The sequence below is a fragment of the Priestia sp. FSL P4-0332 genome (genome assembly GCF_038005845.1).
Classification (GTDB): domain Bacteria; phylum Bacillota; class Bacilli; order Bacillales; family Bacillaceae_H; genus Priestia.
On record NZ_JBBOUA010000005.1, the window covers coordinates 65540 to 81436 of the forward strand.

Below are 15897 nucleotides of genomic sequence, written 5' to 3' on the forward strand. Positions count from 1 at the left end.
AAAATTGAGATAAGAAATATAGAACGATGCATAGAGGTGAAATTAGATGTTTGAACAAATAAACAGGAAAAAGGTGAATCTAGATACCTTACGTCCATTGCCGAAGTATACATTAAAGAGCTTGCGTGAAAAGCTATTGCTTGAATGGACATATAATACTAACGCTATTGAAGGTAACACATTAACAATGAATGAAACAAAGGTTGTGTTAGAAGGAATTACTGTTGGCGGTAAAACGATGCGAGAGCATTTAGAAGTCATTAATCATCGGGATGCAATTGCATACGTTGAAGAAATTGTGCAAAAAGGAGAGCCATTAACAGAATGGCAAATAAAAAATCTCCATCGATTAGTTTTAAAAGGAATTGATGATGAGTACGCAGGTGTGTATCGTGACCAACAAGTGTTTATTGCTGGTGCAAAACATACACCACCAGCGCCTTATTTAATCAAGGAACAAATGGAACAGTTAATCAAGTGGTATGAAAATGAAGCACAAAAGTTACATCCAGTGGAGCGAGGAGCTATGCTACATGCAATATTCGTTGGAATCCATCCGTTCATTGATGGCAATGGGCGTACATCTCGCCTTCTTTTAAATTTAGAATTGATGAAAGCTGGTTTTCCTGCAGTCGTTATTAAAGTAGAAAACCGATTAGCTTATTATGAAGCATTAGATAAATCTCATACAACCAAAAATTATCAAGATTTCATTCAGTTAATTGTAAAAGAAGTAGAAGATTCATTAAATCTTTATTTAAGTGCTCTTTCCTAAGATCATTAAAGGCGGTTCTGGTGCAAAGATTAAGTCCCTGTGAAGGAAGCATATAGATTCCTAACCTAATCTGTTCTTTGGCAGCCCTTCTAAATAGTTGATATATAAACTTCATTTGATTTCGGACAGGCTTGTCCTATAAAACAAATTGCCCCTTTTTTATCATATGTATTGCTTCTATTCCAGAAATAATGGATATAGCTGTGCGAAAGTAATGTAATCCTAACATTGAACGAACTCGCTTTTTAATAAACCGATGATGTTGTTCCACGATTTTTTTTATATATTTTTAAGAATAAAATTGTAAGTGATTTCTTCATTAAATTGTTGTAGAATAAAAAAGCATATTGGAGATTGTTTTTAACATTTCATGTCATCTAGCCTATTCCCAAAGCACAGGGAGTAGGTTTTTTATGTTTATAGGAAAGCTATGATGTAATTAATAAAGTAGTAATTCGTGAACATAAGTTTAATTCGTTTGTATTTCTTGATAGAAACAGAACTATATATATATAACAAAAAGAAAAATGTATGACAAACTTTGAATTTATAGTAAATAGTAAAATATTTTTGTTATGATTCCTTTATCATTTACTACTAATGTAGAAAAAGCCCATATTTGTCGTCATCTAGAGTAAATAGTAAAACTATTATTTTTATAAGTGAGTTTATTCATTTGCTTCTTTATATAAAATGAATTAATTTTATATTTATAAATGAATTCACCTTATTAAAAATACATTAATGTTAGGTGCTATCGGATTTTCTGTTTGTTCACCATGAATACAGAAATTTCCTGAAAGGAAAATAGAAGATAGAGTGGTATATGATAAGAAGTAAAAGCAAGCACTCTTCCGGATTCTTATTCTCTTGCTTGAATACTGACCACTCATCTATAGTAAAAAGAGAATTTATTTAATTTAGACAACAAAAAAACCAACTATGTAAAATAGCTATCGATAATGCCAAACAAACCTTTCAAAAGAATATATGTATAAAGTATAAAGAGAAAGACGGACGAATAATTTCGTCCGTCTTTCTCTAAGAATACACTCCAATAATAATCTATAAATCTCTTTCATACAACTTTACTCTTTGCATCAGAAGCGTTTAAGCTACTGTTGATTGAGGCATTTGCTGTTTTTTCTTTTTCTGTTTGTTTTTGCGTTTGTACCACCACATATAGGTTCCTGTAAACATTAAAATAGAGGGAGTGAGACCACCAATTACATATAAAATTTTTGTGAATACTCCTCCATAACTACCGGTATGCAAGGGTAAATGCCACGTTTGATAAAATAGACCGGAGTTAACTTTAGGGTCTAATTTACCAACTACTTTTCCACTATATTGATCTAACCATACTTTTACATTCCCGTTTCCAGGGTCATATGACCGGCTTAATCGAATTTCAACCGCACCTTCTGAGGATCCTTTTTCAGGTTTTTCAGGGAGACGAACTTGCATGATTGTCCCGTGTGGTACAGCTTTTTCAGCGTTGCTTAATAGGTGATCCAGTGGAACCTTGCCCGAAGCAAGGGGAGTAGAAATTAAGTTTTCTTTTGGAGGTGTAACTTTTGCCTGTCCTCCAAACCAACCGAAAATGGTTTCGTCAAAGGCAAAAAGCGCGCCTGTTAATGACACAACTAATAGGAAAGGAATGGACACGCCTCCAATGACCTTATGTACATCATATTGTTTTACGTAAGGGTTTTTACTTTGCCTCATGATAAAACCGCGCGACCATTTTTTTAAACCAGGCCACCATAAATAAATGCCGGATAGTGAAATAAAAAAGAATAGAAATCCAATGATACCAACGATGCTTTCTCCATTAAATTGTTCTAATAACAAGTATTCGTGAAAACCAAGCACAACATTGAAAAATGCTTTATCGCCGAGTGTACCATTTATTTTTCCAGTGCCAGGGTCTATATAGATTGCCTGCTGTTTTTCATTTTGATTTACACGGAAAACGTATACTCCACGCCCAGTCGGTTCTGCTGGTGTGTACACACGATCTATTTCGCCTTTTGGATAAGTGTTTGAGACGGTTTTTAATGCATCTTGATAAGAAACCTTTTCACCTTTTGTTACTTTATAAAAATCAGGGTGTAACATGTTATTAATTTCAGGTTCAAAAACGAGCAAACTGCCAGTTAGACCGATTAATACGATAAATATACCTACAATCATGCTGAGCCATAAGTGAATCTTAGCAATCACTTTTCTTGGTTTCATAAAGAAGAGCCTTCTTTCTATAAATTGCTACCTTATAATAGACGGAAAATTAAGTTTTTTTCATAAAAAATTATCATAAAAAGGTAACCTTTGACTCTAAAAGAAGAGAATCAAAGATTACTTATTTTAGTTGTTTGTATAGAGTAAATATAAAATGCTAAACCCAATTATTAAGCTTCAAAAATATCTTTTCCAATGTACGAACCCTGAGAAACGCCTTTTGGACAAGCGAACATAGCACTCCCTATATGAGAGATATATTCATTGAGTGCGTCTTGATTTCCAAGCACTTTTAGCATAGGAAGAATTTGTTTTTCAGGGTTTTTTTGAAAGCTGATAAAAATAAGTCCCGCATCCACATTTCCAGTCGCTTCGTCCATGCCATCAACATATGAATAACCGCGACGTAAAATTGGTTGAGCAGCTTGCTTTGCTAAACGAACATGAGAATTTACCGGCTGTTTTTGCATATTAACGGAGTCCGATTCTTTTTTTCTTCCGTATGGAGCGCCTGTATCTTTTTTGCGTCCAAATGTATCCTCTTGATCTTGAAGAGATGTACGGTCCCATACTTCCAAAAACATGCGGATTTTCCGGTAGCACATATACGTGCCGTCATTCATCCAGCTTGGTTCATTTTCTTTTGTCCAAATATAGCTTTTATGAAATGCCTCATTTGTCGGTGCTGCGTTTGCCGTCCCATCCTTGAATCCAAATAGGTTTCTAGGTGTTTTGCCACCTTCAGATGCAATGAATCCCTTTTGAATCCAGTGTACAGACGCCGTACCTGTACTTGCTTTAATGAACTGGCGAAGAGCGTGAAATGCAACTTGTTCATTGTCAGCACATACTTGAATACAAATATCGCCCCCACTTGCTTTTTTATCTAAATTATCATGCGGCATATGAGGGATATCTTTTAAAAATGCAGGCTGTTTATCCGAGATGCCAAACCGATCCACGCCATTTACTTTAAAAAAACTAGATCCAAAGCCAAAGGTGACAGTTAACTTTGCAGGAGATAAATCAATGGCTTCTCCAGTATCATTAGGCGGTAAAAGCTTGTTGTCTGTACTACTTCGGATAGCTCCTCGCGTCAACACATCACTGAGTTTAGTCCAATCTTTTAATAAGGCAATGACTTGATCTTTGCTGCTTGTTGTAAGATTAAAAGAACCTAAGTAAATAAATTCTTGCTGCGGAGTAATAATGCCTGCCTGATGTTTCGCGTAAAAAGGGATTGTATCATCAGCTTTCGACGTAGCAGCTGTTTCTTTAGCAGGAGATAAAGTTTTTCCTATACTTAAAACCGTACCAAGGCCACTCGCTCCAATAGCGATCCCCGCACCTGCCACTGCAGACACTTTTAACATCTCACGACGTGTATATCCGTTCTTTTTTTCTTCTGTCATTTCTCTTTCACTCCGTTTATAAAATCTGTGCTGTATCTTTCATTAAGTTAGAAAGCTGACTAAGCTCATCGCTTAGTTGACGAATTTGATCTTTTGACATTTCATTATAAGGTAGATATTCACCATCTTTTTTCAACGTGACAAGAGTTGCTTCAATTTTATTAAACTGTGCATCTAATTGATCTGCGAGCTTTTTATTATTTTCAACTAAAGCAGGAAGAACAGCTTGATACACAGCTTTTGATCCTTCTTCATTTGCTGCAAGGTCGATTAAGTCAATGCGTGAGTAAGCTTCTTCTTCACCTGTGATTTTACTAATAGCAGCCTCATTTAAAAGTTCCTGCGCGCCGGCTACCATTGCTTCTGGTTTCAACGTTAAACTTTTGGTTTTAGTCTGCAGTTCTTTAACATCTGCAAGCAGCTGGTTTGCTACTTTTTCTTGCCCTGCAGCAGAATTATCTTTCCAAAGGGCTTTTTCAATGCGGTGGAAGCCCGTCCATTTTGCTTCAGATTCGACATCGGCAATTCGAGCATCGATTTTAGGGTCTAAATCTCCAAAACTTTCAGCAATAGGTTCGATTCGTTCGTAATACACGCGTGCTTTTTTATATGATTCTTTTGCTTGATCGATGTTTTGAGCTTTTACTGCTTCGGTAAATGTCGTTGTTTCTTTCACAAGCTCATCCATTTGTACATTTACATAAGACTGATAGTTTTTAACAGCTTCATTTAATACAGCTGACGTTTTGGATTTTGATTCTTTTGCTTTTTCAAGCTGAGCTAAAGCTTTTTGAAGTTTTTCTGCATCCTGTGCTAATTTTTCTATATCGGGTTTATCATTGAAAGCTTCCATAAAAATTGGCTGTTCATATTTTTCAATCTCTGTATAAAGAAGAGGAAAAGAGTCTCGTACGTTATTCTCAAATGAAAGCCAATCGTTATTTACTGTTTCCGCAGTCTTCTTAATAGCCGAATTGTCTTTTGATTCAATAGCCGTCTGGAGTGCTTTTGTTTCCTTTTGCATTCGAATTGCATCCTTTTTAATAGACGAAGAAGTTTTCGTAGATGATTCCGAAGAAGCACTGCTTTGTTGTTTTGAAGTTGTTTCTGTTTGATTTGACTGACATCCTGCAATACCTGTTGAAATCATTAATACTGTTGATAGTGATAAAATTGCTTTTTTCATCGTAAACCCCCAAAAATTAAATCGTTTGTTTTTGTTTGATATGTGTCGTTTCTACTCTTTTTAGCTTTGAGAAAAGTAACATTAAAATAGCTCCAAGTAAGAATAAAAGCTGAGGCAATGCGCTATACCACGAAGGGTAAAAGCTAATCCAATTAATTGAAGGCAAATAATCAGTTACCGTTGAAGGCAAGACGTTTGCCAATTGTAGACTATGAATTCCCGAGCCCATGAATTTGAAGCATAAATAAAATACGACAATGCTTGAAAAAAGAAAGAAAGGTCTTAATGGAAGTTTTGTTCCAAGTTTCATCATTAAAATCGCAATAATGAATAAGATTCCAAAACCTACTCCGATACCAGAAACCAATTGAGATAAGTTCATCTTCCCAGCCATTCCGATTAAAAAAAACACCGTTTCTAACCCTTCTCGTAAAATAGCTAAACAAGCTAGCACTGCAAAACCAACCATTTTTTTCTTATTGATAGCCTGCTGGCTTTTTTTATCCAAATAAGCATTCCAGCGTTTTATATCAGAATTTTTGTGAAGCCAGTAGCTAACATATAAAAGAAGAAAGCTAGCAATAACGCCTGACCATCCGTTGATGAGCATATTATTTGTGCCAAAAGCTGATGATGTAAACAGCACTACGACAAGAATACCTAAAATGATACTGATAACTGTTCCAACAACTGATCCGCCAATTACCCAGCGACTTGCCTGCTTCGACTTTGCTTTTCGGCTAAGCGTTAGAAGGGAGCCCACAACAAGAATAGCTTCCATTCCTTCACGAATTGGAATTAAAGCTGCGTCCCACATGGAATATTCAGCTTCAGCAAGAGGCTTTAATGATTCAATCATATTTTCGAGCAGTGGTTCCGCCTGATCCTGTTTAGACGGTGTGTTTACATAAGAAGAGAGTAAAAGTAAATCTCGCTCTGAATCGTTATAGACTGCTTGCGATTGACTAACCACGTCACCCTCTACGCTGAGCCATTGGCTAGACAGAAGCTGTACATTTTGTTGAGCTTCGTTCCAATCTTTTTGCTGAAGAAGCTTTTGCGTCTCTTCCATTTTAAGTATGTACGTACGCAGTGTTAATTGAGTATTTCCCTCATTATCAACGTAAGCACCATCTCGATAGTTTTCGAGATCTTGGCGCAATTTTTTTAAATGCGTAGACGCTTCGGTGGAGCGTTCCGTTACTAAAGCAAGAGATAGGTCAGCAATTTCTTTTTCTACATCGGTTGCCATAGTTAAAGAGGTATCTTTTACTTTTTGTTTGTTGAGGTTCCACCATACTTTAATTGAACTGCTTTCTTGTTTAGCCATATCTAACTGCTTATTTTTTAAAGCAGTAGAAGCCTTGCCTACATGCTTTAAAACTTCGTCCACATCAGGACTAGTTGCTTTTTCAGCGAAAGCATGTTGATGTAAGGGCAAAAAGAAACAGCTGAGAAAGAAGAATAAAATAAGACCGTACGTATGTATGTTTCTTTTCAAAAACCCACCTTCTTTTGACTAATAATTGATAATGATTTTCATTATCTAAATTAAGTATAGCTTCAGTTTTAAAGGTGTCAACATCTTTTTTTATTGGTAATATTTTCAGAGAACATAGGAGTGAAAAATGAGTTAAGAGAGGAGAGAATGCAATTACTTTATTTGTTATTGACATACAATCAATTGAATTCTATAATTCTCTTGAATATTTCACGCTAATTGAGAAGTGTTTTCATATTAAGAGGAGGGTATACCATGGTAGGTCCAGGAGGTTTAGTTTTAATCGGTGCGGTTGCGCTCATTGTTTTTGGTCCCAAAAAATTACCGGAGCTCGGTAAAGCAGCAGGAGATACGTTAAGAGAATTTAAAAATGCAACGGCAAATCTTATGGAAGACAAGGACGAAAAGAAAGATAAGGATACAAAATAAGTGAACAAATGATGGATGATAAACAATTCAGCCTTACTCACCATTTTAACGAATTGCGAATGAGGCTTATTTTTATACTTATTATGGTTGTAATGACGTTTGCTGTTGGTATGTTTGTTGCCAAACCAATTATGATTTACCTTCAACATGCAGGTGTAGGAAAAAGCATAACGATGAATGCTTTTCAAGTCACTGATCCGTTTCAAGTATATATTCAGCTTGCTTTTGTAATTGGGCTTATACTCGTGTCACCGTTATTTTTTTATCAGATTTGGGCGTTTGTAAAACCTGGTCTTTATGAGACAGAACAGAGGATAACGCTTTTTTATATCCCAGTTATTGTGTTGCTTTTTTTAATTGGACTTGTTTTTTCATATACGATCGTGTTTCCTTTTACATTTAAATTTATGTATCAACTAAATAATGATCTTAAGATTCACAATACAATCGGTGTTTTAGAATATTTTCGTTTTTTACTTCAAATGACATTGCCGTTTGGTTTTTTATTTCAAATGCCTCTACTTACGATGTTTTTAACAAGAATCATGTTAATTACACCAGCTCTTTTGAAAAAATCTCGCAAATATGCTTATTTTATTATGCTTATTGTCGCAGCAGTCATTGCACCACCAGAATTGATGACACACTTATTAATTACATGTCCACTTATTGTACTATATGAAATTAGCATTGTTATTTCTACGATCACATATAAGAAAATGGATAAAAGTGAAGGCAATCAACTAGCGTAAATGTGAGTAAAAATCTATCAATCATGTCTTAGAGAAAAGTTCAATTATTTAATTTCAAGAGTATTCATTATAAAGAGGATATTGATACCTTTAAAGCATTTTTTGATAATTTCTCCATAGAATTTCCTTCTGATTGAGTATTGCCATTCACTATAATATATATTGCAATAGGAAATAATTATCTTTTATCTTGAAGTCTAAAATATTAATAGATTGTCTAGGAAACAAAAAGAAGCGAGCATAGCATGCTTGCTTCTTTTAATTTTCACCAAAATTCATTGCAAAAAATAGCATACCTAACATGATAAGTAATGGAATTACAACAAAAGAGGACAAACTAAAATATTTCATTAGCCCTTTTTCCTGTTTTCCAAAAGTTATTACTCCAGATGAAAAGCCCATAAGATAAATGACGATTCCTACATAAAGAATATTTGAACTATATATTGATATAAAATATTGTCCCACCCCAATAACAATTCCAAGCAACGATAACCATAATGAGTATTGACTAAAACGTTTTTTTAATTTGTCCCTCCTTGAATCCCTATAATATAACAATTATCTTAGGATCCATAGATAATATATTTTTTATGAAATTCTCATTTTATTCTCATCTTAATTTCATCCCAGTCTATTAAATTAAATTTATGCAACACATTAAAACAAAAAAAGAAAAATAAGAGTAAACACTAGAAAGATAGGGGAGGTATTATAAATGGCGTTCGATTCAGAGACGGAAAATAATGATTTAAATATGACCCAAGTGGAAAACACTTCGAATTCTAATTCTCTAACAAGCAGAATACTGAATAAGGTACCTGAAGTGACAATTTTCTTTTGGATTATCAAAATTATGGCAACTACGGTTGGAGAAACAGCTGCTGATTTTTTGAATGAAAATTTACATCTAGGATTAACGAATACAACCTATATCATGGGTATACTGCTTGCTATCGTGTTATTTGTACAATTTAAGGCGAGAAAATATATACCTAGTATCTATTGGTTAACAGTCCTGTTAATTAGCGTCGTGGGTACTCTTGTTACGGATAACCTAACTGATCATTTTGGCGTGCCTCTTGAAGTTAGCAATATTGTTTTTGCTCTCTTACTGTCTATTACATTTTTTGTGTGGTATGCAAAAGAAAAAACACTATCTATTCACTCTATTTTCACACGCAAGCGAGAAGCATTTTATTGGTTAGCAATTCTTTTTACGTTTGCGCTAGGTACTGCAGCAGGAGACTTTATAGCAGAGAGTCTTCACATGGGTTATTGGAAGTCAGCCTTAATGTTTGCTGTATTAATTGGAATTGTAACAATTGCTTACTATCGTTTTAAGCTTCCTGCTGTCCTTTCTTTTTGGATTGCTTATATCTTAACCCGTCCTTTAGGAGCTTCTGTAGGGGACTACCTGTCACAGCCTCAGCATGCTGGTGGACTTGGATTAGGAACAATGGGAACAAGTGCAATATTTCTTTTAGTAATCTTAAGCTTGGTTATTTATCTAACTAAAACGAAAAAGGATCAAGTGCCCTTTATCCATGAAAAATAAGGGTGAATATCTTTATAAAAAACTTTAGAAGCATCCATATATACCACTCTTTAACCTTTTAAAGAGTGGTATAAGTACGTTTAATTAAAGTGAATTAATAAATTTTTAAGAAATAGTTAGTAACATTGTAAATAGGATGACTAATGGTAGGAAGGTGTAGATTTGATACGTTTTCAAAAAAAGAGAAAAAGATACAGATATGTTTTATTAGGAGGAATTCTTACTGTAGGATCATTCATTTTTATTGGGACCTTGTACAAAGGTAGCATGCCTTTTTTAAACAAGGTTTCTTGGAGTGAATCTCAACAATTGAGTCAGTTATTTCCAACTTACAAAGAGAACGCCACCCTAAAGAATGAACTAGCCACTGAAAGTCAGGCTGAAGCGAATGTTTATAAGATAAAACATAAAAATAAAGAACTAACAGAACTTTTAAAAGTTCAAAATGGAATGACAGCCTATAATCCTATATCTGCTACTGTAATTGATCGTTCAATAAGTAATTGGGATAATGAGTTAATTATTGATAAGGGAGCTAAGCTAGGAATAAAAGTAGATATGAATGTGCTTAATTCAAATGGAGTTATTGGCAAAGTAGCTAAAGTCTTTTCATCAACTTCTTTGGTTGAACTAATTTGCTCAAATCTTAGGACAAATCGTATGGCCGTAATTCTAAAGGATAAAAAAGATGTGAATGGAACACTAGAAAGCTATGATGAAAAGAAGGGCAATTTAATTGTTAGAAAAATCCCTAGTGAGGCTGAGGTCAATGTAGGGGATAAAGTTCAAACTTCTCCCATCAGTTCCATATTCCAAGGTGGATTGGCTTTAGGAAAAGTGATTAAGGTACAACCTGATGAATATGGATTAACACAATTGGCTGTTGTAAAACCCTCATCCACCTTTAATAATATTAGCGAAGTAATGGTGATTAAAGCAAAAGAACAATAGATAAAAAGTGAGACACCACATTCTGATTTCTGAAAATTTATATTCAAGGGACTGTATCATATGAATTTTAAAATCCAATTTTTAGTGGCCTTTATTTTAAGTTTATATTTAATCATTTTTGTGGACATGATTTTTATTTTAATTCGTGGTGAGACATTTATTCATATTAATAGCATCATTTTATCTTATGTTCAACACCTGAAATCTCCTATATTTAAAAGAGCTATGAAAGTTTTTATGTTTCTAGGGTCCACACCTTTTATTATAACGCTTTCTTTTGGAAGCTTATTTCTCTTCTATAAAATATTCAAATATAGGACTGAACTTATTTTGTTTTTGGGAATTACCAGTGGATCTTTCATACTTAATAAGATACAAAAAATGTTTTACTCTTTTGGTCGTCCAGATTTACATCACTTAATTAAAATAAGTGGTTATAGCCTTCAACACGAAAGGGAACATACAGTAAGTTTACTTATTGTATATGGAATATTGTTATTTCAATTATGGGGTCCTATTTCTAGACTATGGGGGCGTTTTCTCTTAGTGTGTATCGCTTCTGTCGTCATCTTAGGCATTGGGATAAGTCGAATTTATCTTAGGTTCAATTATCCTAGTAATATTATAGATTCCTATTTCACCATGGGGTGTTGGCTTGTAGTAGCTATATCCTTCTACTGGCGATGGAAAGACCGACATGAAAAGCAGAAAGTTATAAATGAAGGTAGAGTTTGAAAAGAGGGATAATATGAAAGAAAGTATTTTGATCGTGGAAGATGAAGTAGAGATTGGAAATATATTAAAAATGGAGCTTGAACATGAAGGCTACCAAGTGAAAATTAAAAATAATGGACGGTGCGGACTTGAAACGGCTTTATCAGATACGTTTGATTTAATTTTACTTGATATTATGCTACCTAAAATGAGTGGTATCGAGGTTTTACGTAAATTAAGAAAAAGAGAAATTAACGTACCTATCATTCTTTTAACAGCTCGTAACTCAACACTAGACAAGGTAATGGGATTGGATCATGGAGCAAATGATTATATAACTAAGCCGTTTAAAACGGAAGAATTATTAGCGCGAATACGCTCTTTACTACGTTATAAAAATCTTGCTACTAGAGAAAAAATAGGAAAAGACTCGTTATTATTAATTAACGATATGGTCATCAATATGGATTCAAGAGAAGTAACTAGAGCTGGACAAGATATCTGCTTAACGCCTAAAGAATATGATTTATTGGTTTATTTAGTCCTTCACAAAAATAAGACGGTTACGCGTGAAGGTATTTTGCTAAATGTGTGGGGGTATGAATACGAGGGAGATACAAATGTACTGGATGTTTATATAAGCTATCTAAGAAAGAAGATTGAAGAAGGATTTAATTCACCCTTTATTCAGACAGTTCGAGGTATAGGATATACGATTAAAGAAATGTAAAGTAACATTTTTATTATTATTCAGAAAGTCCTAACTTAAAACTCCTCTTCGTAATACCCATGTTATATAGGAGGTAACATCCATGATAGTGGGATATGTAGGATATAGTAATGATGATTACACCTTAAAATTCCAAGTAGAGACATTAAAAAAATATGGTTGTAATCAATTTTTCCACTCGAAAAATTCTACATCAGAAAAGAAAGATAGCCAAGTACTAGGGATTTTATATTTATTAAAGCCCGGTGACATCTTTGTTGTATGTAAATTAAAGCATTTAGCAGATTCCATTACTCAATTATTGCAGATTACGAATTATATCCGAGAAAAAGGCATTATATTTGTTAGTATTGAGGACCAGATTGATACACGTATACCAATAGGGAAGATTATGTTTAAGACTTTAGAAATTCTCAATGAGTTTAGTCGAAACATTCTTCATGAACGCAAAGTAGCAAGTTTAAAAACAGGTAGGCCTAGAGGAAGAAAAGGCGGAAGGCCTAAAGTTAATCAACAAAAGCTTAATGAAGCCATTTCTTTATATTTATCTCAAAAAATGACAGTTATGCAAATTCAAGAAGCTACAGGAATTTCAAGAACAACCTTATATCGTTCATTAAAGAAGGTTAAGAAGTAATTTCATTTTTTCTTAATCTTTTTTTTATTTAAATCTAATTTTCATTTGATAAATTGAAGAAAAGTGCTTAAGGAAGGACGGAAATAATGAAAACATTTATTACAGCTGCATTTGCTTACCTTTCAAAGCTAGGATACATAGGTATAGCATCAGCATTAATGGTAGAAGTAATTCCTAGTGAAATCGTATTATCCTATGCAGGATTTCTTGTCTCCCAAGGAAAAATCACCTTTATAGGAGCCGCAATTGCTGGAACAATAGGAGGCTTAATTGCACAAATATTTTTATATTTATTAGGTTCGTATGGGGGAAGACCTTTGTTGTTGAGGTACGGAAAATTTCTCTTAATAAGTCCAAGGCATCTCGAAAAATCCGAAACATGGTTCAATCGGTACGGGGCAGGGGTAGTCTTTTTTACTCGCTTTATTCCTATCATTCGACATGCTATTTCAATTCCTGCTGGAATTACAAAAATGGCTTTTACTCGCTTTATTTTGTATACAATTGCTGCCATCATTCCTTGGAGTATTTTATTTATTTACCTTGGAAAAACTTTAGGAAGCAATTGGAGGCAAATTAATCAAATTTCTGGATCATATGTACATTTAGCTTTATTACTTTCAGTTATAGCTTTTGAGCTTTATTTTGTTTTTAAAATCATTCGAAAAAATAAAGAAAAGTCAAACTATGAAGAGTTAAAAAAGTGAGAAGATAAAAATTTAATGTTTATAAGTTTCTATATTCTTTCATTTGGAAATAAAGGAGAATACTTTATATACAAAAAGTGCTAATTATAGAGGATGAAGAAGGACTAGTAGATTTTTTAGAATTAGAGCTTAAATATGAAGGATATTCAGTTGATATAGCCTATGATGGGCGAGCTGGTTTAGACAAAGCAACCAAGCAGGATTACGATATTATACTGCCTGATTTAATGATGCCTGGATTAAATGGAATTGAGGTATGCAGAAGACTAAGAACAACTAAAGATACTCCTGTTATTATGCTCACAGCTAAGGGTAGCGTCATGGATAGGGTAATGGGGCTTGATAATGGAGCTGACGATTATTTGTCCAAACCATTTGCTATTGAAGCATTATTTGCAAGAATGCGAGTCATTTTTAGACGTCAAGAAAACAACAAGATAGTGAATCAGAAGCTACTATTAACATTTAAAGATATTGAACTTGATTTGGAATCAAGAACAGTGATAAAGAAAAAAAAACTAATTGAACTCACGAACAAAGAATTTGAACTTCTAGCCATTTTTATGCGTAACATTAATAAAGTATTGACAAGAGATATACTCCTAGAGCAAGTGTGGGGATACGATTCAGTTGTTGAAACGAATGTTGTAGATGTATATGTTAGATACCTAAGAAACAAATTAAGTGCAGAGGATAAAGAGTTATATATTCAGACCATCAGAGGGGTTGGATACGTGATGCGTGATGTTTAAATGAGAAAATGGATAAAATATATGAAAGACTTACCTATAAGGTGGAAGATAACTCTATGGTCTTCCATGTTTTTATTTTTTCTTTTTCTTTCTTATAACCTCTTTCAATATCTTGTGATTGATAACAGTATTTTAAATTATGAGAAGCAAAATGGTATTCATCAATTAAACGAGGTTCTCGCTTTTATTCAATCTGATGATGAGCCCTTATCCTTAAAACAAATTGAAAACAGTGAAGGATACTTATCGAAAATTAATGAAAAAAATCAGTTAATTCGTGTTCTTGATAGAAAAGGGAACATTATAACCAGTACCTCAAACAATGTTTCACCAAACTGGCAACAACCAAAAACGGTAAAACACCAAGAGTATAAAGTGACTCGAAATCATGATGAACGTCTACTTGTTCTTCGTTCTCCAATTGTCACTGCCAACTTCACTGGAACGGTTGAAATTGTTAGAAACATGGAGATGTCCGATGTTTTTATGGACAAGATTTTTTTATTAATGCTTGCTGCAGGAGTAGGCTCACTAATCTTTAGTATTTTAGGTGGAACCATTCTAGCAAAGAAAATACTATCTAACGTTCAAGCGTTAACATTGACGATGAAAAAAATAAAAACAAATGGCCTTGAAGAACGGGTTCCAGTTAATGAAAAAAATGATGAATTTGCTCAATTAGGCAGTTTATTTAATGAGTTGATGGATAGCCTGGAAGACTCCTTTTTACAGCAAAAACAGTTTGTAGAGGATGCTTCACATGAATTAAGAACTCCTTTAGCCATTATCCAAGGACATTTGACATTGTTAAATCGCTGGGGGAAAAATGATGGAGCAGTATTAGATAAATCCTTGAAATCTAGTCTGAAAGAAGTAGAGCGTTTAACGAATCTTGTGCAAGAATTATTAGAGCTATCCCGAGCTGAAAATAGTCTGGTAAATCCTGTAGATGTTGAACCTATTAACGTATTGGCCACTGTTCAACATGTTGTAAGGAATTTTGAAGTACTGTATAACAACTATGAGTTTAAAATAAGACACTCACATGAAAATCTGTACGTGAATATTTCTTCTCGCCATCTAGAACAAATATTAATCATTTTGTTAGATAATGCAGTCAAATATTCTAAGAAGGAAGAGAAAGAGGTAGTTATAGACTGTTCTCTAATCAATGAAAAGGTATCCCTTAAAGTAATGGATAAAGGAATTGGAATTCCAGAAGAAGATATACCTTATATTTTAAATAGATTTTACCGAGTGGATAAGGCAAGGAGCAGAAAACAAGGAGGACTTGGCTTAGGACTGGCTATAGCCAAACGATGGATTGAAAAGTACCACGGTACGATTAACATCGAGAGTAAAGAGGGCGAAGGAACAAATGTAACGGCTGTATGGCCTCTGTTTAATAACTCTCTATAAATGTGCATATAAAAACAAGCTCTTTATTTTTAATACTCCTAACTTCAAAAGCAAAGAAGCATCAAAATCTAAAAGTAAAAAAACCTTATCACATTTCATCGAAAGTAGCTTGATAAAGCACAGAAATTAGAGG

Annotated in this window: 15 protein-coding genes and 1 pseudogene; 11 read left to right on the plus strand and 5 right to left on the minus strand. The window is 33.9% G+C overall.

The features are described 5' to 3' along the window. The first annotated feature begins 46 nt into the window (after positions 1–46). The gene (locus MKY06_RS29845) at positions 47–775 is read left to right on the plus strand and encodes a Fic family protein (protein WP_055992225.1); all 729 of its coding nucleotides are present in this window, start codon (positions 47–49) and stop codon (positions 773–775) included. 136 nt (positions 776–911) lie between these two features. Here MKY06_RS29845 and MKY06_RS29850 read toward each other — a convergent pair. From MKY06_RS29850 to MKY06_RS29870, 5 genes and pseudogenes are all read right to left on the minus strand, one after another. Then, positions 912–1064: pseudogene (locus MKY06_RS29850) on the minus strand (DDE-type integrase/transposase/recombinase); the annotation flags it as partial. Between the two features lie 821 nt (positions 1065–1885). Next, on the minus strand, positions 1886–3016 hold the full coding sequence (locus MKY06_RS29855; RefSeq protein WP_218216148.1) for a PepSY-associated TM helix domain-containing protein: 1131 nt from the start codon (positions 3014–3016) through the stop codon (positions 1886–1888). Between the two features lie 170 nt (positions 3017–3186). Next, entirely contained in the window at positions 3187–4428 is a 1242-nt protein-coding gene (gene efeB, locus MKY06_RS29860) for an iron uptake transporter deferrochelatase/peroxidase subunit (protein WP_218813164.1), read from the minus strand. A 16-nt stretch (positions 4429–4444) separates the two neighbouring features. Further along, positions 4445–5614: an iron uptake system protein EfeO gene (gene efeO, locus MKY06_RS29865; RefSeq protein WP_025601543.1), complete on the minus strand. Its 1170-nt coding sequence runs from the start codon at positions 5612–5614 to the stop codon at positions 4445–4447. A 16-nt stretch (positions 5615–5630) separates the two neighbouring features. Then, on the minus strand, positions 5631–7115 hold the full coding sequence (locus MKY06_RS29870) for an FTR1 family iron permease (protein ID WP_098449926.1): 1485 nt from the start codon (positions 7113–7115) through the stop codon (positions 5631–5633). Positions 7116–7370: 255 nt separating this feature from the next. On the opposite strand from MKY06_RS29870, the gene MKY06_RS29875 reads away from it, so the two are divergent. The 10 genes from MKY06_RS29875 to MKY06_RS29915 all read left to right on the plus strand — a co-directional run bounded on the left by MKY06_RS29875 (position 7371) and on the right by MKY06_RS29915 (position 15764). Next, positions 7371–7544: a twin-arginine translocase TatA/TatE family subunit gene (locus MKY06_RS29875; RefSeq protein ID WP_025601539.1), complete on the plus strand. Its 174-nt coding sequence runs from the start codon at positions 7371–7373 to the stop codon at positions 7542–7544. 11 nt (positions 7545–7555) lie between these two features. Further along, the gene (gene tatC, locus MKY06_RS29880) at positions 7556–8296 is read left to right on the plus strand and encodes a twin-arginine translocase subunit TatC (protein ID WP_218813166.1); all 741 of its coding nucleotides are present in this window, start codon (positions 7556–7558) and stop codon (positions 8294–8296) included. Between the two features lie 757 nt (positions 8297–9053). Next, positions 9054–9854, plus strand: a complete 801-nt coding sequence (locus tag MKY06_RS29885; RefSeq protein WP_049815236.1) for a COG4705 family protein — start codon at positions 9054–9056, stop codon at positions 9852–9854. A 162-nt stretch (positions 9855–10016) separates the two neighbouring features. After that, positions 10017–10805 carry a rod shape-determining protein MreC gene (gene mreC / locus MKY06_RS29890; protein WP_029324033.1) on the plus strand — a complete coding sequence of 263 codons (789 nt, stop codon included), beginning with the start codon at positions 10017–10019 and terminating at the stop codon, positions 10803–10805. Positions 10806–11042: 237 nt separating this feature from the next. Continuing rightward, positions 11043–11540 carry a phosphatase PAP2 family protein gene (locus tag MKY06_RS30760; RefSeq protein ID WP_223272415.1) on the plus strand — a complete coding sequence of 166 codons (498 nt, stop codon included), beginning with the start codon at positions 11043–11045 and terminating at the stop codon, positions 11538–11540. A gap of 13 nt (positions 11541–11553) precedes the next feature. Continuing rightward, positions 11554–12249 (plus strand): response regulator transcription factor, encoded by a 696-nt coding sequence (locus MKY06_RS29895; protein ID WP_029324036.1) that lies wholly within the window; start codon positions 11554–11556, stop codon positions 12247–12249. Positions 12250–12331: 82 nt separating this feature from the next. Beyond that, positions 12332–12886 (plus strand): recombinase family protein, encoded by a 555-nt coding sequence (locus MKY06_RS29900; RefSeq protein ID WP_029324038.1) that lies wholly within the window; start codon positions 12332–12334, stop codon positions 12884–12886. 83 nt (positions 12887–12969) lie between these two features. Beyond that, positions 12970–13593 carry a DedA family protein gene (locus MKY06_RS29905; protein WP_445670383.1) on the plus strand — a complete coding sequence of 208 codons (624 nt, stop codon included), beginning with the start codon at positions 12970–12972 and terminating at the stop codon, positions 13591–13593. Positions 13594–13661: 68 nt separating this feature from the next. Then, positions 13662–14345 (plus strand): response regulator transcription factor, encoded by a 684-nt coding sequence (locus MKY06_RS29910; protein WP_029324042.1) that lies wholly within the window; start codon positions 13662–13664, stop codon positions 14343–14345. Next, positions 14346–15764, plus strand: a complete 1419-nt coding sequence (locus MKY06_RS29915; protein ID WP_340962243.1) for a HAMP domain-containing sensor histidine kinase — start codon at positions 14346–14348, stop codon at positions 15762–15764. Positions 15765–15897 lie beyond the last annotated feature (133 nt).

Coding starts and splice junctions, on each gene's coding strand:
- MKY06_RS29845 (WP_055992225.1), top strand. CDS start 47: ATGTTTGAACAAATAAACAGGAAAAAGGTGAATCTAGATACCTTACGT.
- MKY06_RS29855 (WP_218216148.1), bottom strand. CDS start 3,016: ATGAAACCAAGAAAAGTGATTGCTAAGATTCACTTATGGCTCAGCATG.
- efeB (WP_218813164.1), bottom strand. CDS start 4,428: ATGACAGAAGAAAAAAAGAACGGATATACACGTCGTGAGATGTTAAAA.
- efeO (WP_025601543.1), bottom strand. CDS start 5,614: ATGAAAAAAGCAATTTTATCACTATCAACAGTATTAATGATTTCAACA.
- MKY06_RS29875 (WP_025601539.1), top strand. CDS start 7,371: ATGGTAGGTCCAGGAGGTTTAGTTTTAATCGGTGCGGTTGCGCTCATT.
- tatC (WP_218813166.1), top strand. CDS start 7,556: ATGGATGATAAACAATTCAGCCTTACTCACCATTTTAACGAATTGCGA.
- MKY06_RS29885 (WP_049815236.1), top strand. CDS start 9,054: ATGACCCAAGTGGAAAACACTTCGAATTCTAATTCTCTAACAAGCAGA.
- MKY06_RS30760 (WP_223272415.1), top strand. CDS start 11,043: ATGTTTCTAGGGTCCACACCTTTTATTATAACGCTTTCTTTTGGAAGC.
- MKY06_RS29895 (WP_029324036.1), top strand. CDS start 11,554: ATGAAAGAAAGTATTTTGATCGTGGAAGATGAAGTAGAGATTGGAAAT.
- MKY06_RS29900 (WP_029324038.1), top strand. CDS start 12,332: ATGATAGTGGGATATGTAGGATATAGTAATGATGATTACACCTTAAAA.
- MKY06_RS29915 (WP_340962243.1), top strand. CDS start 14,346: ATGAGAAAATGGATAAAATATATGAAAGACTTACCTATAAGGTGGAAG.